Here is a 16,533-nt window from a genome sequence, read left to right as displayed (position 1 = left end):
ATACTGGGGTTGGCCATCGGCTTGTCCTCCTCAGGGGTGTGGTAGTTCCTGAAAGGATGACCGATGGTCGTCTTCTTATCGGGGGGTGCTCAGCGCCCCTCGTACACCACGTGCCTGGACACTAACCGCCTGGGTTCTTTCCACCTGTTTGCGTTCTCCTTCGCGTCTGCTCGGACTGCCTGCCCGGCCAGCCTACTCCGGAGTAGCGGGCCAAGCGACCAGAAAGTGTTCGACGTCAAGCGCACGTAAGATCGGCCGGATCGCGGCAGGCACCAGGCGGCGGCCAGGATCCCGCACCACGCGAGGTTCACGAAGGTGCACCTCTCCTCGCCGCGTCTTCAGGACACACCGCTGCGCGGCAAGTACATTCCGTGCCCACTGACTGTCCTGACCGTACATGAGCGCTATTACGTAGCCCTCCGGAATGCAGAAGACGTTGACAGGTGTCCATAAAAACTGCCCCGAGAGCCGCCCGCGATGGCCGACCAACCCAAACCAGGGTGCCCGGCCCGCCAGCGGTCCCAACACACGATTGGTCACCCGGCGGTTGAAGCGGGCGAGACGCTTTGGCAGGGGCACAGCTTGACGCCTAGCTCAGGCGCTCCACTATCATCGCCATGCCCTGACCGCCGCCCACGCACATGGTCTCCAGACCGTAAGTCTTGTCAAGGCTGCGCAGATCGTTCAGCAGGGTGCACAGGATGCGGGCGCCGGTCATGCCGAAGGGATGGCCCAGGGCGATGGCTCCTCCGTGCGGGTTCAGCTTGGCACTGAAGGGGTCAACGTCAAGCGCGCGGGCCGCTGGGATGACCTGGGCCGCAAAGGCCTCGTTGAGCTCCACCACATCGATGTCCTCGATCGACATGCGGGCCCGCCTCAGCGCCTGGCGGGAAGCTCCGATGGGCCCCAGGCCCATCAACTCGGGCTCCAGCTGACTTACACCCGTGCTCACGATGCGGGCCAGCGGCGTGATGTCCAGCTCCTTCGCCTTGGCATCTGACATGACAACCACAGCAGCCGCGCCGTCATTCAGCGGGCAGGAGTTGCCCGCAGTCACCCGACCGTTCTCGCGGAACGCAGGTTTCAGCATCGCCAGCACCTCCACAGTGGTGCCGGGCCGGGGACCGTCATCGGCGCTGAAGATGTCGTCGTCCGGGAGCTGGACCTGGACGATCTCACGGGCGAAGAATCCGTCATCGCGGGCCTTCACAGCCGCGTTCTGACTCTTGGCGGCGTACTGGTCCATCTCCTCGCGGCTCACGTCCTCGCGCTCGGCGACGTTCTCGGCAGTCTGGCCCATCTCGATGTAGAGATCCGGATAGCCCCCCTCGTTCCCAGGCATGAGCAGCGGATTCCGCGCGTCAGGACTGTCGGCGAACCCGCTGCCGAAGCGCGAAACCGATTCCACGCCGACCGAGAGAAAGATGTCGCCCTCGCCGGCGCGGATGGCGTGGGCAGCCATGCGAGTCGTCTGCAGCGAGCTCGAGCAGTAGCGATTCACAGTCGTGCCGGGTGTGTTGAGCCGCGCCAGGATGCTCACCGCCCGGCCCAGGTTGAACCCCTGCTCCCCGGCCGGCAGGCCGCAGCCACAGATCAGGTCGTCGATCATCGGCGCCTGCACCTGCGGCACCTGCTCCAGCACCTTGAGCGTCACCTGAGCCGCCAGGTCGTCCGGCCGCATCCCGACCAGGTGGCCCTTGAAGGCGCGGCCGATGGGTGAGCGGCCGGCGGCGACTATCACGGCTTCAGGCATGTCCTCTCTCCTCTGGCTGCTTCGACGGCGCTGCGCTGGCGCAACGAGTCACGGCGCCGACCTATTCCCGACGCCGCCGCTGCTCAGTGCATGGCGGCGTAGGTCTGGCAGAGGCGGTTCGCCGCATCATGGCTGATCTGGTCTGCGTCAGGCCGCACGTACACGCTCACCGTGAACTTCCTACCGCCCTGACTGATGTCGTGGGTACACACCTTGTCCCCCTGCGGCTTGTCGATCTTCGCCTCGGTCGACGACTTGCAGAACGCATCCACCGCTGCCTTGTCGCCGGACGCCTCAACGTTAAAGTACTTGAAATCCACCACGCAGCTGGCCGAGGAACCCCCACCACCAGGCAGCCCGCCAGGCAGCAGGCCACAGCCGGATGCCAGCACGAGCCCAAGACTGGCCACGGCGACCACCCAGCCATTGATGAGACGACGCATGCGCAGACTCCTCCGACTCCCTAATGACCTTCGCGTGCCAGCCGCCCGGCGAGTGTACAGGGCTCCGCTGGCGGCTTTCAGACAGCTGCGCTGAACAGTCCTTGAAGGTCCGCGTCGGTCACGACCTTCCGGTGATCGGCGAACCGAAGGAACTCCTCCCAGGCGCAATCCAGGCGGTCTGGAGGCAGCTCCAGGCCGAGGCGGCCGAGGCGATGGCGGAACGCATGCCGGCCCGAGCGGGCGGTGAGCACTATCCGATTGTCGTCCCAGCCGACGTCTTCCGGCCGCATGATCTCGTAATTGAGCCGGTCCTTCAGCACGCCATCCTGATGGATGCCCGAGGCATGGGCGAAGGCGTTGGCTCCCACCACCGCCTTGTTGGGCTGGACCTCGACGCCGGTCAGCGCTGTCAACAGCTGCGAGGTGGGCACTATCTGCGAGGTGTCGATGCCTGTCTCCAGGCCGAGCAGCGGCTGGCGCACCGCCAGCAGCATCGCGATCTCCTCCAGTGCCGTGTTGCCGGCTCGTTCCCCGATACCGTTGACAGTGCACTCCACCCGCCGGGCCCCGTTCTCCAGGCCTGCCATCGAGTTGGCCGTGGCCAGCCCGAGATCGTTGTGGCAGTGCACCGAGAAGATGGCCTGATCCGCGTTGCGCACGTTCTCCACGACGTAGCGGATGAGACCGCCAAACTCTCCCGGCAGGCAGTAGCCTGTCGTGTCCGGGATGTTGATGGTCGTGGCACCGGCGTCGATGACACGCTCCACGGTCTCCACGAGGTAGTCCGGGTCTGACCTGCCGGCGTCCTCCGGTGAATACTCCACCTCATCGCAGAGGGAGCGGGCGTACTCGACTGCCTCCACCCCGCGCTGCAGCACCTGCTCGCGGCTGAGTCCCAGCTTGCGCTCGATGTGGATGTCGGAGACCGACAGCACGATGTGGATCTGAGCCCGCTCAGCGTCTCGGATCGCACCCCAGACCGCGTCGATGTCCTTGCGCACAGCCCGGGCCAGGGCTGTGATGACAGGCTCTCGGATTTCCCTGGCGATCTCGCGGCAGGCTTCGAAATCGCCCGGCGAGGAGATGGGGAAGCCGGCTTCGATGACGTCCACACCGAGGAGCTCCAGCTGGCGCGCCAACCGCAGCTTGGCGTCGTGGTCCAAGCCGAAGCCGGGCGACTGCTCCCCGTCGCGGAGCGTGGTGTCGAATATGAACACTCGATCCGACTTCACGCTATTGTCCCTCCTCCAGTCCACCCAGGCTGGTCATGGCGACAGGCCCTGAGCGGGCAATGTCCACCATGCCCAGCGGGCGCATGACCCCCAGAAACTTTTCGACTGCGTCGAACTCACCGCTCAGCTCGTAGATGACCAGTGCTTCATTGGCGGCCAGCAGCCGACCGCCGAAGCTCTGGACCTCCCTTGTCGTCTGCTCCCGCTGCTCCCCGGTTACCGACACCTTGACAATGGCCAGCTCGCGGAGAAGCTTGGGTGAATCCGTGACGTCGCGGATCTCGATCACCTCGATCAGCCGGTCCAGCTGCTTCTCCACCTGGTCGGTCTCGGCGTGGCCGGCATCAACAGTGAGAGTCATGCGTGAGCGACCGGGCACCCCGGTGGGACCGACCGTCAGCCCCTGGATGTTGAATCCCCGCCGGCGAACCATGCCGCTGACCCGGGAGAGGACTCCCGGGTGGTCCTGGACTATGGCAGTCACGACCCGGAGCCGCCGGGTGTCGACCACCTCAGGCGTAATCATCGGGCTGCTCCCAAAAGTCGTTCAAACCCGCCCCCAGCGGCACTATTGGATAGACGTTGGCGGCCGGGTCGATGCGAAAGTCGATGAGCACAGGACCGGGTGTTCTCTGCGCGAAGTCGAAAGCCTCCGGGAGTTGTTCCGCCCGCTCGACCTTGATTCCGGCCAGCCCGTAGGCGTCGGCCAGCTTCACGAAATCAGGCAGGTGACGCAGGTCGACCTCTGAGCGGACCCCACCGTAGAAGTCGTCCTGGAACTGACGCACCATGCCCAGGCAGAAGTTGTTGAGCAGCACTATCTTCACGTCGAGCTGATGCTTGACAGCCACCGACAGCTCCTGAGCGGTCATCACGAAACCGCCCTCCCCGGCTACGCACCAGACAGCCTTTTCCGGTCGCGCGAACTTGGCCCCGATGGCGGCCGGCAGCGCAAAGCCCATGGTGCCGGCGCCCCCTGAATTGATGAACAGACCAGGCTTCAGGTAGTTCCACCAGAGCGCCGCCCAGATCTGGTTCTGGCCCACATCCGCGACGACGATGGCCTCATCGGCGCAGCGCTCATACATGGCGATCATCACGTCCTGCGGCTGCAGATGGCCGTTGGACCTCGCGTATCGGAGCGGATGCTCCTCGCGCCAGCGATCAATCTGAGTCAGCCAGGCGCCGCGACTTGCGGGCGGCGCCTCGAGGTGCGGCAGCATCGCCCTCAGCGCGGTCCCGGCGTCCGCCACCACCTCCAGGTGCGGCCGCACGTTCTTGCCCATCTCGGAGCGGTCGATGTCGACGTGGATGAACGTCTCCGCCCGGGGCGCCCAATCGTTGAGCTTGGCGGTGACGCGGTCGTCCACCCGCATGCCGACACACATCAGGAGGTCGGCGTTCTGCACAGCCTTCAGGTTCCAACCGGTGCCCATGAACCCTGTCATGTGCAGGGATAGCGGATGCCTGACCGGAAACGCGCCCACTCCCAGCAGGGTGGTGCCGGTCGGAACTACCGCCTTCTCGGCGACGGCGATGAGCTCCTGCTCGGCGCTGCTCAGCAGCACTCCGTGTCCAGCCAGGATGACCGGCCGCTCAGCTCGCGCCAGCGCGGCGGCGGCAAGCTCGACCTGGGTTAGATCGGGCTCAAAGGCAGGTCGATAGCCGGGCCGCTGGATGCGCTCCTCCCAGGCCGGCTCACATTCCGCCTGCTGGGCGTCCTTGCAGATGTCGATCAGTACTGGGCCGGGCCGGCCGCTCGTGGCTATGTAGAACGCCTCCTTCAGCACAGGTGCGATGTCCTCCACCCGAGTGACCAGGTAGTTGTGCTTGGTGACCGGCTGGCTGCAGCCGATCACGTCCGATTCCTGGAACGCGTCTCGACCAACCATGCCGCTGGCGACCTGACCCGTGACCGCCACGAGTGGAACCGAGTCCATGAAGGCTGTCGCCAGGCCCGTGATCGTGTTGAGCGCACCCGGGCCACTGGTGGCGAAGACGACTCCTGGCCGGCCGGAGGCGCGCGCGTAGCCGTCGGCCATGTGGGCGGCACCCTGCTCGTGACCCACCAGGATGTGGCGCAGCCTAGGATGCGCGTGCAGCCGCTGGTAGATCGGGAGGTTCGCACCGCCCGGGTAGCCAAAGATGGTGTCCACACCTTCCCGTTCAAGGGCTTCCAGCAGGATGTCGGCTCCGGTCATTGCTTCACTCTTCTCTCGCTTTATCTGCTTGTCGGCTGCAACAAAAAAGCCCCCTCCCTTGCGGTGGGGGGCTCAGAGTCGGTGTCTAAGAAACGCTCAGGACGCGACTGCCCCCACCTGGAGAAGGCGAATGAGTACTCCGAGTTGGAGGGCGTTGTCTGCTCGGCGGCGCATGTCGATTTAGGATGCTACAGCCTCACCCAGTTCAGGTTTGGTCACTGCCCTACAAAGGCTGCGGGCAACGCTAGTGAGCGATGACCAACCGAGCGGATGAACCTAGCGGCGGGCCGTCCAGGCTTCTGAGGTCAGCAGCCGCTCATAGTCGGCCGGCGTGTCCACGTCGATGGGATGCCGGGAGCTTCCCGCCACCGGCAGCGCCGCCACCAGCTCGGGGCGGGCGCGAATCAGGCGCCGGCAGCCCACGTCGCCCTCCAATGACATCAGATCGGGCCAGAGCTCACGGCGCAGCAGGACGGGGGGGTGCAGGAGGCCGTCAAAGCTGAAGGCGGCCGCCGGCAGGCCGGAGCTCTCCTCCAAGTCCAGCAGCTCATCCAGCAGCGCAGCTGAGATGGCCGGCTGATCGCCGAGGATGACCACCGCCCGCTCCACTTCCGCCGGCAGGGCACGCAGGCCGGCCTGCAAGGATGAGCTCATGCCTGAGGCGTGATCAGCGTTGACCAGCGGTTGGGCGCGGCCGAGCTGCACGCGCCGCAGCAGCTCATCCGCACCGGCGCCCAAGACCACCAGCACCTGGTCCAGTCGGGAAGCTGACACCTCGGCGACCACCACCTCCAGCAGGGGGCGGCCGTTCAGCGGCAGCAGCTGTTTGGGACTGCCCATGCGGCTCGACGCGCCGGCGGCGAGCACCAGCCCCGCCGACCTTCCTCCCGGCACAGTCACCTCTAGGCTTCAGCTGCCCTAAGGTGCCGCTCTGGCTGCAGCTGGAACTGGTCTCGGCAGGCAGCGGAGCAGAAGTGGTAGGTGGCGCCGGCATGGTCTGTCTGCTCTCCGACCCCGACCTCCACCGTCATGCCGCAGACCGGATCGGTGGCGAAGACCGGAGCCTCGGGCAGCAGCCTGGGGCGAGACACCTGGTGGCGCCGGGTCACCAACTCGGCCAGGGCCAGGAGGGCGATCTCCTCCTGGCTGCCGGCGCGGAGCCTGCCCGCCGGCGCCCGCACCCGCGCCAGGGTCGCCTCGGGCAGCCCGCGTTGCCGGAGGGCGGCGCGCACAGCGCCGGCGCGGCGGTCGCTAGCCACCAGCGCCACGTCCACCTCCGGGTGGGCCAGGGCGGCTTCGACCGCGTCCTCGTCGTAGTGGCCCATCGTCGCCACCACCGCCCAGCTGTCAGGCCCTGGGGCGGCGGCCGCCAAGTCGAGGCCGGCCAGCACCAGGTCGGCTTCCGAGAAATCCTCGGGCCGAGCCCCGGGATGGATGAGGCAGGTTCGAAAGCCTGTGGCGCCGCCCAGCCGAAGGAGCGTTCGAGCGGCGGGGCTGGCGCCGAAGACCAGCAGCAGTGGACGCGGCAGCTGCGGCTCTATGAAGACCTCCACCGAGCCACCGCTCGGGCACGTCGTGGCCAGAGTCAGCTCCCCGGGCCGGCGGCTTTCCCCCACCTCCTCGCCGGCCACGGTGCGCACCAGCCTCGAGTGGCCCTCAGCCAGCACTCGCAGCGCCTCCCGGCGCACCAGCGAATCCACGCAGCTACCCCCGATCCAACCGCGCAACCGCCCGTCGGCGGTGATGACCGCCTTGTCGCCAGGGTGGGCGGAGGTCGGCGGTCGGCAGCTGACTACGGTGGCCAGCGCGCATGGCGTGCCCGCGGCCACATACTCCGCCAGGAGGCTCAGAGTCTCGTCTTTTACGCGCCCACCCCCTTCGAGCGCAGCGCCTCCCAGACCTTGTCAGAGGTCACAGGCATGTCGATGTTCGTGATCTCATACGGCGCCAGCGCGTCGATGACCGCGTTGACGTAGGCCGCGGGAGAGCCAACCGTCGCTGACTCACCGACTCCCTTGCAGCCGATGGGATGGTGCGGTGAAGGGGTGACTGTCTCGAAGAGGTCAAAGTGGGGCGTCTCCATGGAGGTCGGGAGCAGGTAGTCCATGAAGTTCGAGCCTATGCAGTTGCCCTCCTCGTCGAAGGTGATCAGCTCCATAGCCGCCATACCCAGCCCCTCGGTGAGACCGCCCATGATCTGTCCCTCGACGATCATGGGGTTGATCCGAACGCCGCAGTCGTCGACCGCGACCACCCGACGCACCTTCCACTGGCCGGTGCCCGCATCGATGTCGACAACCACCACATAGCTGCCGAAGGGATAGGTCATGTTGGGTGGATCGTAGTAGTGGACTCCCTCGAGCCCCGCCTGCATCCCCTCGGGCAGGTTCGTGTAAGCGGCGAAGGCGACGTCCTGGATGGTGACGCCCCGATCCGGCGTGCCGCGGACGAAGAAGCGCCCCAGCTCCCATTCCAGGTCCTCGGCTGCCGCCTCGAGCAGATGGGCGGCTATCCGCTTCGCCTTCTCGCGCAGCTCGCGCGCCACGACTGCAGTCGCCGCGCCGCCGGTGGGGGTGCTGCGGGAGGCGTAGGTGCCAAGGCCGTAGGGAGTGTTGTCGGTGTCGCCCTCCTGGACCATGACGTCCTGCGGCGGGATGCCGAGCTCGTTCGAGACGATCTGCGCAAACGTGGTCTCGTGCCCCTGCCCCTGTGACTTCACCCCCAGCTTCAGGATCGCCTTGCCGGTCGGATGGACCCGCAGCTCGGCCGAGTCGAACATTCTGATGCCGAGGATGTCGAACTGTCTGCCCGGTCCCGCCCCAACGACTTCGGTGAAACTGGCAAGCCCGATCCCGAGGAGCTTGCCCTTCCCCTCCTGGCGAAGCTTCGCCTGCTCCTGGCGCAGCTCGCGGTAGCCGACCTTCTCCAGCGCCAGGTCAAGCGCCCGCTCGTAGTCGCCCGAGTCGTAGACGAAGCCCGTCGCCGACGTGTAGGGGAACTGCTCGGGTTGGATGAAGTTCAAGCGCCGCAGCTCGGCCGGGTCGAGACCGAGCTCGTACGCCGCCTTCTGGACCAGGCGCTCGATGAAGAAGGATGCCTCAGTGACCCGGAAGGAGCAGCGGTAGGCGACTCCGCCCGGCGCCTTGTTCGTGTACGCGCCATCGGTGACGACGTGCGCGGCGGGGATGTCATAGGAGCCGGTGACCACGTGGAACAAGCCTGCCTTGAACTTGCTCGGCTGGGCGTCGGCGTACGCGTAGCCCTGGTCCGAGAGCATGTTGACGCGCAGCCCGAGCATCTTGCCGTCCTGTCTCAGCGCCAGCTCGCCGTCCATGTAGAAGTCGCGCGCGAAGCCGGTGGAGATCAGGTTGCCGGTCCTGTCCTCGATCCATTTCACAGGGCGCCCGATCAGGAGCGAAGCGGCTGTCGCCACCACATAGCCAGGGTAGATCGGGACCTTGTTGCCGAAGCCGCCGCCCAAATCCGGCGAGATGATCTGGATGTTCTGTTCGGGCAGACCGGTGACGAGCGCGAACACCGTCCGGTGGGCGTGAGGCGCCTGCGAGGTCATGTAGATGGTGACCTTGCCGGAAGCGGGATTCACGTCGGCAACACAGCCGCAGCATTCGAGCGGCGACGGGTGACAGCGCGGGTAGTGCATGCCAATGCTGACCACCCGGTCGGCCTGAGCGAACGCGCGCTCGGTGGCTCCCTGGTCCCCGGCCTCCCAGTGGTAGATGCGGTTATCGGTCTTGCCCTCCTTATCGTCGCGGATCACCGGCGCGCCCTCCGCCAAGGCCTGCTGGGGATTGGTGACCACGGGAAGGGGCTCGTAATCGACGTCGATCAGGCCCAGGGCGTCATGCGCTGTGTAGACGTCTTCGGCGATGACGCAGGCGACCTCCTGGCCCTGCATGCGCACCTTGTCGGTGGCGAGCACGGCTTGGGTGTCGCCTGACAGGGTGGGCATCCAGGCGAGCTTGTGGGCCACCAGGTCGGCGCCGGTGACGACTGCGACCACGCCGGGCACCTGCATCGCCGCCGCTGTGTCGATCGAGAGGATGCGGGCGTGGGCGTACGGGCTGCGCAGGATGGCCATGTAGAGCATGCCGGGCAGCTTGATGTCCTCGATGTAGTTGCCCCGGCCCTGGAGGAAGCGGTCATCCTCCTTTCGCTTGACGCTGCGCCCCAGCCAGGTCGTCACCTTCTCTTCGACAACAGCCATCGAGTCCTCCTCAGGCCACTGTGGTGGCTGCTTGCTCGGATTGGGTCTTCTGGGCCGCCCACTGGACTGCCTTCACGATGTTCTGGTAGCCGGTGCAGCGGCAGATGTTGCCGGAGATGGCGAAGCGGATCTCCTCCTCGGTCGGGTTCGGGTTCTCCTCGAGCAGGGCGGCGGAGACCAGCATCATGCCCGGCGTGCAGAAGCCGCACTGCAGGCCGTGTTCTTCCTTGAACCCCTCCTGCACGGGATTCAGCTTTCCACCTTGCGCCAGGCCCTCGACAGTCGTCACCGCCAGACCGTCCGCCTGGACGGCGAACATGGTGCAGGACTTCACAGGCGTGCCTTGGAGGCGGACTGTGCAGGCCCCGCAGCTGGTGGTGTCGCAGCCGACATGGGTCCCTGTCAGGCCGAGTGTCTCACGCAGGAAGTGGACGAGCAGGAGCCGGTTCTCGATCTCGGCGGAGCGCCGCTGGCCGTTGACTACCAGCTCGACCCGGCGCCGCATCTGTGGCTCGCCACCTACCGGCGCTGCCTGCTCGTTCATCCGCCTTCCTTCTCCTCCACTTCCTTCATGACGCCTCCGAGCGACTCCTCGCCGCTGAAGTAATCGTCGGCTCCCGTCTCACCTCCGCGCGACCCGAGGGTGGTGGCAGCATCCGGACTTGGCTCTGCCGCTTCGTCCTCGCTTCGGCTGCCGGGCTTGGCGAGGGTGACCTTGGCGCCGCAGCTGGGACACTCGACAACGCCGGCGCTGGGGCTCATTGCATGCTGTCCTGCCTCGCGGGGCACCACTGCTCCACAGCTCGGACAGATCTCCTCGGCCATCTCTTTTCCCCTCCTACGCGGCGCCGGCGGCCTCGGCCGCCGTGCGCAACCCGCGCTCTGTGAACACCTGGACTATGTGACGCTTGTAGTCGGCGCTCCCTCGCAGGTCGCTGCGCGGCTCCGCCGCCTGTGCTGCGAGCTCGGCCGCGTTGCGGATCGAGGCGTCGTTGAGCTCAGCTCCGGCCAGCGCCTCCTCCGCCTTGGTCGCTCTCACGTTCGTCGGCGCCACGGCTGTGAGGCCGATCCCGGCTCGGCGGACCCTCCCATTGTCGAGCGAGAGGTGGACGGCGACACCGACTGTCGCGAAGTCACCCACCTTTCGCTCCAGCTTCAGGTAGGTCCCGCTCGCCCGCGGTCCGGGGTCGGGCACAACCACCGAGGTGACTATCTCATCTGGCTCGAGCGCCGAGGCGAAGGGGCCCTGGAAGAACTGTTCGATGGGGATTGTCCGCGTTCCGCCGGATCCCCGGGCCTCGACCCTGGCCCCCACGGCGAGCATGACCGAGCCCCAGTCGCCCTGCGGATCGGCGTGGGCGAGGGAGCCCACGACGGTGCCCCGGTTGCGAACTATCGGGTCGGAGATCTGGGGGGCGGCGTCGGCGAGAGCGCGGTAGCGATCGCGGAGCAGCTGGGAGCGCTCGCAGGCCTTGGTTCGCACGAGCGCGCCGATCCGAAGCCCGCCGTCCTCTTCGACCAGCTGGTCAAGGCCCTCAATGCGGTTCAAGTCGATGAGCGCCCGGGGCGCCGCAAAGCGCAGCTTCATGAGGGGGATCAGGCTCTGGCCCCCGGCCAGGACTTTTCCCTCGTCGCCGTACTTTGCCAGGAGCGAGAGCGCCTCCTCGAGCGTCCGGGGCGGGAAGTACTCGAACTTGGCCGGGTACATGGAGGCGAGTGTAGCAGCGGTCCTACGCTCTGAAAAGGCCCATCGTCAGTGGCGCGCTAGGGCGGGGAGAGGTGCCGGGCGCTGGGCGCCGGCTCGCCGCGGAAGCTGTGAGCCACCTCCTTCAGCAGTAGCCGCGTCAGCGGCCAGCCCCAACCGGCCACCGACAGCAGTGAGCCGAAGAGCAGAACCGCCCGAATGCTGCCGCTGCCCTGCGGCGCCCAGTAGAGGTCTGCCAGGTGCAGCCAGAGCTCGAACTCGTCAAGCGTCAGCGCGGCGCCCACCCCAAAGCCGACCGCCAGCAGCCGGCTGCAAGAGTGGAACCAACGCGCGCCCGGTCCGCCCAGTGCCAGCAGGCCCAGGCCGCAGAAAAGGAGTAGGAAGATGCCCCAAACCAGGTGGTGGATGTGAGTGCCACCGACTGTCACGTTGCGGAACGGACCCAGGTTGGCGTGGATTGAGATGGTGATGCCTCGCACCACCAAGAAGGCGAGGAAGAACGCGAGGGAGGACAGAAAGAGGCGTTCGGAGCCCGGCTTGGCAAACGCCGTGCGGTAGATCTGCGCCAGCCGCTCGCGAGTGAAGCGGCTGCGGGCCGCGTGATGGACCGGGACCCGGGCGCTGGCAGCCATCCTGGGGAAGCCTAACCCGGGCGGGCGATCTCCGTCCGCTTCAACCTGGGCTGCAGACTCGTAGCCTGCGTGCGCAGATGGCTGCGGCGCGTGCCCGCGAACCCGAACCTGCCGCGCGGCGCGGGCCGCCAGCCGTTTGGCTGCTGGCCGCCGCCGTCTTGCTGGCCCTCTTGGCGCTGGACCTGTGGGCCGGCCGGGCGCTCAGACTGAGCGTTCTCGATCTGCCGCTGGAACGGCTTGTGCAGGCCACCGGTTGGGGACCGCTGGCCCTGGCGATGGATCTCACCAATCGGTCGGGCGGCTGGCCCCAAGCACTCCTCGGGATAGCGGTGACGCTGTGCCTGCTCGTCTGGCGCTGGAGCGCCGGCTTGCGGCTGGCTCTGGCCGCCTTGGCCAGCCTCTGGGACACCCTGCTCAAGATTGCCGTGCAGCGCCCTCGACCCTCCGCCAACCTCGTTCACGTCAGTCAGACCAGCGCGGGTTTCAGCTTTCCGAGCGGTCATGCGGTGTTCTTCACGTGGCTGGCCGTGATGCTGGTCGTCGGCCGGGGGCGGTCGGCGCGGGCGCTGATCTGGAGCGCGGCAGTCGCCGTATTGCTGCTGGCGGCGATGGGGCGGGTTTGGGCCGGGGCGCACTGGCCGACCGACGTGGTGGGCGGCATCCTGCTGGCGCTTGGCTGGTGCTGCCTAGTTCAGGCGCTGCCGCTGCCGGCGTTCCTGCTCCGAATTCGAACCGGCTAGCACGCCGGTGTTGGCAGGGAAGCCCTCGGCCTCGCCGGCTCAGAGCTTCGAGATGTCCCGCAGTGGCTGGCGGGGACCATAGGCAGGAGCTCGGATGCCCGCGTGGTTCAGAAGCGCCAGGACTCGGCCCCGGTGGCCGCGGTAGGGCTCCAGCAGCTCCAGCATCCGCTCGTCGCTGCCGCGTGGCTCACCCGCCAGCGCCCAGGCCACCTGGTGGGGCAGGTGGTAGTCGCCCACCGGCACCGCATCGGCATCGCCCAGCGCCACGCGCGCGATCTCCGCGGCCGACCACAGGCCCAGGCCGGGGACGCTGACCAGCCGTCTGCGGGCGGCCGGAGGATCGAGCTCACAGACGTCCTCGAGGCGCTTGGCCAGAGCGGCTGCCCGGCGGAGGGCGGCGGCCCGCTTGGCCTCGACCCCGATTCCTGCCAGCTCATGAAGGGGCAGCCGGGCCACCCGCTCCGGAACCGGTGGCAGCCAGAGCTGGGGCCCGGGCCCGGGGGCTGGCTCGCTCTGGCGTCGGACCAGCAGTCGCCAGCTGCGCCAGGCGTCGAGACCTGTCACCCTCTGTTCCAGGATGGTGGCCGCCGTCGCCTCCCAGACAGCCTGGGTGCGAGCCAGGCGGAGGCCCGGGGCGCGGCGGTGAAGCGCCCTGACCAGACCGTCGCCTGGTCTGAAGTCGGAGTCGTCGTCCAGGCTCCCACAGAGCTCTGAAGCATGCTCCAGCAGCCATTCCGCGCCCTGGCCCCAGGCCTCCACGTGGACGCGGCCGTCAGGCGGCTGCCACAGCCGCTCCCGAGCCGGCCCCGCCGGGGTCCGACTGGCCCGCCAGACCGCGCCTGCCTCGAAGCGGAGCGTCGGATCCAGAGGCCCCCTCTGCAGGGGCCGCAGCGTGGCCGCCAGATCGAGGGCTCGAGGCAGCCGAAAGGCGCGCTGAGCTGAAGGCTCCACAGACCTTAAATAGACAGCCCCGTGCGCACATGGCGCACGGGGCTAGCGCAAAGCGCTTCTTGCTTAGGCGACCCGAACCTGAGCCGCGCGCGGGCCCTTGGGGCTCGGCTCGGTCTCAAACGTCACCCTCTCGCCGCCTCGCAGGTTGTCGAACTCGGCAACTGAGCTGCGGTGGAAGAAGTACTCCTTGCCGTCGTCGGCCGCAATGAATCCAAAGCCGCGATCCGAGACGATCTTCTTGATGGTGCCCTCAGGCATCTCGTTACTCCTGGTTCCTCGAACTGACGATCTGACGACGGGCGGTCGAAGAACCTGGAAACGACCTACGCCAGCACCGCTGACTACCAGCGGCTAAGAAGAATGATAGCGCTACCCGTCGGCCTGTGGAGCACGCACGCCAAACCGCCAGGCCGACGCTTTGCCGATTGGGCGCCTGGGTAAGGTCTTTATTGAGAAAAGCATGAAGAACCTGAGAAGCATGAAGACCATGCAGAGAAGAAGAGTCGCCCACGTCCTGGTCAGCCGAGTCTTTGCCCCGGGCCTGACCATCGCACCCGGTCGGCCGGCACGAATCCGGCGTTTCCCAGCTGGCGCTGGACATCACGCGGGCGGCGCAGGGGCGCGAGCTACCTTCGGTGGCGGGGTCACCGCTCGGCCGGCTGCCCCCGTAGATCCGCCGCCGGCGGTCTGCCCGACCGCGCTGGCGCTCCCCAGCGCTTCAGCCACACGTCAAGCGGCCTGAGTCGAGGCGCAGCCGCCGGTCGGCCACCTCTGAGAGTTCCCGCGTGTGGCCAGCGAACACGACGGTTCGGCCCTCTTTACGAAGGCTGGCCAAGAGGCTGAACAGCGTCTCCAGCCCCGCCCGGTCCTGGCCGGCGGCGGGTTCGTCGAGGGCGACTATTGGCGTCCCCATTGCCACCACCGCGGCGATCGCCACCAGCTTGCGGCGCGAGTAACCGAGATCCAAGGGATGGCGCCTGGCGACGGCCCGGAGCCCCAGCCAGTCCAGCACCAGCTCCAGTCGGTCCCGCCCAGCGGCCGCGAAGGCGATCTCGTCCCGCACGCTGGTCTTGAACAGCTGGTGGTCAGGCTCCTGGAAGGCGACTCCCACGCGCCGGGACAGCTGAGCCACCCGCAGACCGCTGGAGTCACGCCCCTCGATCCAAACCTGGCCCTCACTCGGCCGGAGCAGTCCGTTCAGGTGCCGGAGCAGCGTGGACTTGCCCGAGCCCATAGGCCCGGTCAGAGAAACCACCTCACCGGCCGCGACCCTGAAGCTGACGCCGATCAGGGCCTGCGTGCCATCGGCGTAGGTGTGGCTCAGGCCTCTGACGTCGATCACAGCTCCACGACCCGCACGCAGAGCGAGAGCAGCCTCTCGTCATGTTCGGCCAGCAGCACAGCCTTGCCGGAATCGGCCAGGCTCAGCAGCACGCCCGCGATGACGTCTGCCCCTTCGGGATCAAGCCGGGAGACCGGCTCATCGAGGATCAGGCTGTCGGGCTCCAGCGCCAGCAAGCCTGCCAGCACAGTCAGCTGGGTCTGACCTGCCGAAAGCAGCTCGGGCGACTTCCCGGCCAGAGGCCGGATGCCCATTCGCTCCAGTGCCGCCGCCGTGCGGCGATGAACCTCCTGCCGCGGCAGCCCAAGGTTGCAGGGTCCGAAGGCGACCTCCTCATATACGGTCCGGCAGAGACCCGACAGCTGCGTCTGCGGGTTGTCGAAGAGCACGGCGCTCAGTCCCGTCAGCTCTGCCTTGCCCCGCAGCTCGCCACCCAGCACCCGCGGCGCCAGCCCGGCCGCCACCAGGCAGAGAGTTGTCTTGCCCGACTCGTTGGCTCCCCGGATCCCCACCAGCTCGCCCGCCTTCACCGCGAGGCTGGTTGGGGGAAAGGCCCACTCCCTCTCGCCCGGATACCTGTAGGCCACGTCGATCAGCTGGATCATCGCCAGGCAAGTCGAAGCACTACTGCCGCCGCAGCCGCGGCGAGAAGAAGCCAGCGGAGGACCCGCTCCCAGGCGGCAGCGACCGGCGGCTCCAGGACGGTCCGGGAGCCTGAGCGGTTGAACGCCCTGACCTCCAGCGCCAGCGCCCTCTCCTCCACCTCCGCCAGGCTGCCCAGCACGAGCGGGCTGACGAGCGGCAGCACGCCCCGCGCCCGCCGCCACCACGAGCCCTCGGTGTCCAGGCCGCGCGAGCGCTGGGCCTCGATGACATGGACCCCCCGCGCGCGTGCCCGCGGAACCGAGCCCAGAGAGGCTGCGAGCACGAAGGCGGGCCGGCGGCCCAACCCGTGCAGCTCCAGGTCAGCGAGAAGCCTGTCGGCGGGCACTGCAAGAAAGAGCAGGCTCAGGGGGAGCGTTGCGCCGGCCAGCCGGACCAGTGCCAGGCCGGCGGTAATGGCCCCCCCACCACCTGCCGGCAGGAGCGCATTGATCAGCAGGCTGGAGAGCGCAAGGGGCAGCAGGCTGAGCAGAACCAGGCCCATCGGTTTCAAGCGGCCGAGGACGATGGCGCCAGCGACGACGGCCAGCGAGATCGCTAGAGCTGCCCAGCCGCCCCAGAGGGCGGCGACCAGGGCGGCGGTCAGCGCGAGCGCCAGCGCCGTCAGCGGCGCCAATGCCTTGGGCAGGGCCATACGGGGTACAGG

19 protein-coding genes are annotated in these 16,533 nt (G+C 67.7%); 1 reads left to right on the top strand and 18 read right to left on the bottom strand.

The features are described 5' to 3' along the window. Positions 1-192: 192 nt before the first annotated feature. From ACR2MZ_RS00940 to ACR2MZ_RS00880, 13 genes are all read right to left on the bottom strand, one after another. On the bottom strand, positions 193-579 hold the full coding sequence (locus ACR2MZ_RS00940; protein WP_434003198.1) for a PNPOx family protein: 387 nt from the start codon (positions 577-579) through the stop codon (positions 193-195). Between the two features lie 10 nt (positions 580-589). Continuing rightward, positions 590-1,753, bottom strand: a complete 1,164-nt coding sequence (locus ACR2MZ_RS00935) for an acetyl-CoA C-acyltransferase (protein ID WP_434003197.1) — start codon at positions 1,751-1,753, stop codon at positions 590-592. An 83-nt stretch (positions 1,754-1,836) separates the two neighbouring features. Beyond that, positions 1,837-2,196 (bottom strand): hypothetical protein, encoded by a 360-nt coding sequence (locus ACR2MZ_RS00930; RefSeq protein WP_434003196.1) that lies wholly within the window; start codon positions 2,194-2,196, stop codon positions 1,837-1,839. 77 nt (positions 2,197-2,273) lie between these two features. Next, positions 2,274-3,428, bottom strand: a complete 1,155-nt coding sequence (locus ACR2MZ_RS00925) for a 2-isopropylmalate synthase (protein ID WP_434003195.1) — start codon at positions 3,426-3,428, stop codon at positions 2,274-2,276. Between the two features lies 1 nt (position 3,429). Next, positions 3,430-3,954, bottom strand: coding sequence for an acetolactate synthase small subunit (gene ilvN, locus ACR2MZ_RS00920; protein WP_434003194.1), 525 nt, complete (start codon positions 3,952-3,954; stop codon positions 3,430-3,432). Then, entirely contained in the window at positions 3,941-5,629 is a 1,689-nt protein-coding gene (ilvB, locus tag ACR2MZ_RS00915) for a biosynthetic-type acetolactate synthase large subunit (protein WP_434003193.1), read from the bottom strand. Before ilvB ends, ilvN begins: the two co-directional genes overlap by 14 nt. A gap of 276 nt (positions 5,630-5,905) precedes the next feature. After that, positions 5,906-6,529 carry a nucleotidyltransferase family protein gene (locus ACR2MZ_RS00910; RefSeq protein WP_434003192.1) on the bottom strand — a complete coding sequence of 208 codons (624 nt, stop codon included), beginning with the start codon at positions 6,527-6,529 and terminating at the stop codon, positions 5,906-5,908. 2 nt (positions 6,530-6,531) lie between these two features. Beyond that, the gene (locus tag ACR2MZ_RS00905) at positions 6,532-7,458 is read right to left on the bottom strand and encodes an XdhC family protein (RefSeq protein ID WP_434003191.1); all 927 of its coding nucleotides are present in this window, start codon (positions 7,456-7,458) and stop codon (positions 6,532-6,534) included. A gap of 32 nt (positions 7,459-7,490) precedes the next feature. After that, the gene (locus ACR2MZ_RS00900; protein ID WP_434003190.1) at positions 7,491-9,854 is read right to left on the bottom strand and encodes an aerobic carbon-monoxide dehydrogenase large subunit; all 2,364 of its coding nucleotides are present in this window, start codon (positions 9,852-9,854) and stop codon (positions 7,491-7,493) included. Positions 9,855-9,864: 10 nt separating this feature from the next. Next, complete coding sequence (locus ACR2MZ_RS00895) at positions 9,865-10,398, bottom strand: (2Fe-2S)-binding protein (RefSeq protein ID WP_434003189.1); 534 nt, start codon at positions 10,396-10,398, stop codon at positions 9,865-9,867. Then, the gene (locus tag ACR2MZ_RS00890; protein WP_434003188.1) at positions 10,395-10,679 is read right to left on the bottom strand and encodes a hypothetical protein; all 285 of its coding nucleotides are present in this window, start codon (positions 10,677-10,679) and stop codon (positions 10,395-10,397) included. Before ACR2MZ_RS00890 ends, ACR2MZ_RS00895 begins: the two co-directional genes overlap by 4 nt. A 13-nt stretch (positions 10,680-10,692) precedes the next feature. Then, a complete protein-coding gene (locus tag ACR2MZ_RS00885) occupies positions 10,693-11,562 on the bottom strand; it encodes an FAD binding domain-containing protein (protein ID WP_434003187.1) in 870 nt (289 codons plus the stop codon). 56 nt (positions 11,563-11,618) lie between these two features. After that, positions 11,619-12,191, bottom strand: coding sequence for a hypothetical protein (locus ACR2MZ_RS00880; RefSeq protein WP_434003186.1), 573 nt, complete (start codon positions 12,189-12,191; stop codon positions 11,619-11,621). Between the two features lie 77 nt (positions 12,192-12,268). Here ACR2MZ_RS00880 and ACR2MZ_RS00875 point away from each other — a divergent pair, with 77 nt between their 5' ends. Then, entirely contained in the window at positions 12,269-12,931 is a 663-nt protein-coding gene (locus ACR2MZ_RS00875; RefSeq protein ID WP_434003185.1) for a phosphatase PAP2 family protein, read from the top strand. Positions 12,932-12,970: 39 nt separating this feature from the next. On the opposite strand, the gene ACR2MZ_RS00870 is transcribed toward ACR2MZ_RS00875, so the two are convergent. From ACR2MZ_RS00870 to ACR2MZ_RS00850, 5 genes are all read right to left on the bottom strand, one after another. Beyond that, the gene (locus tag ACR2MZ_RS00870; RefSeq protein ID WP_434003184.1) at positions 12,971-13,882 is read right to left on the bottom strand and encodes a DNA-3-methyladenine glycosylase family protein; all 912 of its coding nucleotides are present in this window, start codon (positions 13,880-13,882) and stop codon (positions 12,971-12,973) included. 63 nt (positions 13,883-13,945) lie between these two features. Further along, positions 13,946-14,140: a cold-shock protein gene (locus ACR2MZ_RS00865; RefSeq protein ID WP_338180265.1), complete on the bottom strand. Its 195-nt coding sequence runs from the start codon at positions 14,138-14,140 to the stop codon at positions 13,946-13,948. 460 nt (positions 14,141-14,600) lie between these two features. Beyond that, positions 14,601-15,224 (bottom strand): energy-coupling factor ABC transporter ATP-binding protein, encoded by a 624-nt coding sequence (locus ACR2MZ_RS00860; protein WP_434003183.1) that lies wholly within the window; start codon positions 15,222-15,224, stop codon positions 14,601-14,603. Beyond that, entirely contained in the window at positions 15,221-15,829 is a 609-nt protein-coding gene (locus tag ACR2MZ_RS00855) for an energy-coupling factor ABC transporter ATP-binding protein (RefSeq protein WP_434003182.1), read from the bottom strand. The genes ACR2MZ_RS00860 and ACR2MZ_RS00855 overlap by 4 nt, the downstream gene beginning before the upstream one ends. Continuing rightward, the gene (locus ACR2MZ_RS00850) at positions 15,826-16,521 is read right to left on the bottom strand and encodes an energy-coupling factor transporter transmembrane component T (RefSeq protein ID WP_434003181.1); all 696 of its coding nucleotides are present in this window, start codon (positions 16,519-16,521) and stop codon (positions 15,826-15,828) included. Before ACR2MZ_RS00850 ends, ACR2MZ_RS00855 begins: the two co-directional genes overlap by 4 nt. Between the last annotated feature and the right edge of the window lie 12 nt (positions 16,522-16,533).

Origin of the sequence: Candidatus Dormiibacter sp., from assembly GCF_050999135.1 — a bacterium.
Lineage (GTDB): Bacteria > Chloroflexota > Dormibacteria > Dormibacterales > Dormibacteraceae > Dormiibacter > Dormiibacter spiritus.
This window is presented reverse-complemented; position numbering and strand designations above follow the sequence as displayed.

Bases quoted from the DNA above. Each gene is read 5' to 3' on its own strand.
- ilvB (WP_434003193.1), bottom strand. From the start codon at position 5,629: ATGACCGGAGCCGACATCCTGCTGGAAGCCCTTGAACGGGAAGGTGTG.
- ACR2MZ_RS00880 (WP_434003186.1), bottom strand. From the start codon at position 12,191: ATGGCTGCCAGCGCCCGGGTCCCGGTCCATCACGCGGCCCGCAGCCGC.
- ACR2MZ_RS00875 (WP_434003185.1), top strand. From the start codon at position 12,269: ATGGCTGCGGCGCGTGCCCGCGAACCCGAACCTGCCGCGCGGCGCGGG.
- ACR2MZ_RS00850 (WP_434003181.1), bottom strand. From the start codon at position 16,521: ATGGCCCTGCCCAAGGCATTGGCGCCGCTGACGGCGCTGGCGCTCGCG.
- ACR2MZ_RS00890 (WP_434003188.1), bottom strand. From the start codon at position 10,679: ATGGCCGAGGAGATCTGTCCGAGCTGTGGAGCAGTGGTGCCCCGCGAG.
- ACR2MZ_RS00855 (WP_434003182.1), bottom strand. From the start codon at position 15,829: ATGATCCAGCTGATCGACGTGGCCTACAGGTATCCGGGCGAGAGGGAG.
- ilvN (WP_434003194.1), bottom strand. From the start codon at position 3,954: ATGATTACGCCTGAGGTGGTCGACACCCGGCGGCTCCGGGTCGTGACT.
- ACR2MZ_RS00930 (WP_434003196.1), bottom strand. From the start codon at position 2,196: ATGCGTCGTCTCATCAATGGCTGGGTGGTCGCCGTGGCCAGTCTTGGG.
- ACR2MZ_RS00885 (WP_434003187.1), bottom strand. From the start codon at position 11,562: ATGTACCCGGCCAAGTTCGAGTACTTCCCGCCCCGGACGCTCGAGGAG.
- ACR2MZ_RS00935 (WP_434003197.1), bottom strand. From the start codon at position 1,753: ATGCCTGAAGCCGTGATAGTCGCCGCCGGCCGCTCACCCATCGGCCGC.
- ACR2MZ_RS00895 (WP_434003189.1), bottom strand. From the start codon at position 10,398: ATGAACGAGCAGGCAGCGCCGGTAGGTGGCGAGCCACAGATGCGGCGC.
- ACR2MZ_RS00865 (WP_338180265.1), bottom strand. From the start codon at position 14,140: ATGCCTGAGGGCACCATCAAGAAGATCGTCTCGGATCGCGGCTTTGGA.
- ACR2MZ_RS00900 (WP_434003190.1), bottom strand. From the start codon at position 9,854: ATGGCTGTTGTCGAAGAGAAGGTGACGACCTGGCTGGGGCGCAGCGTC.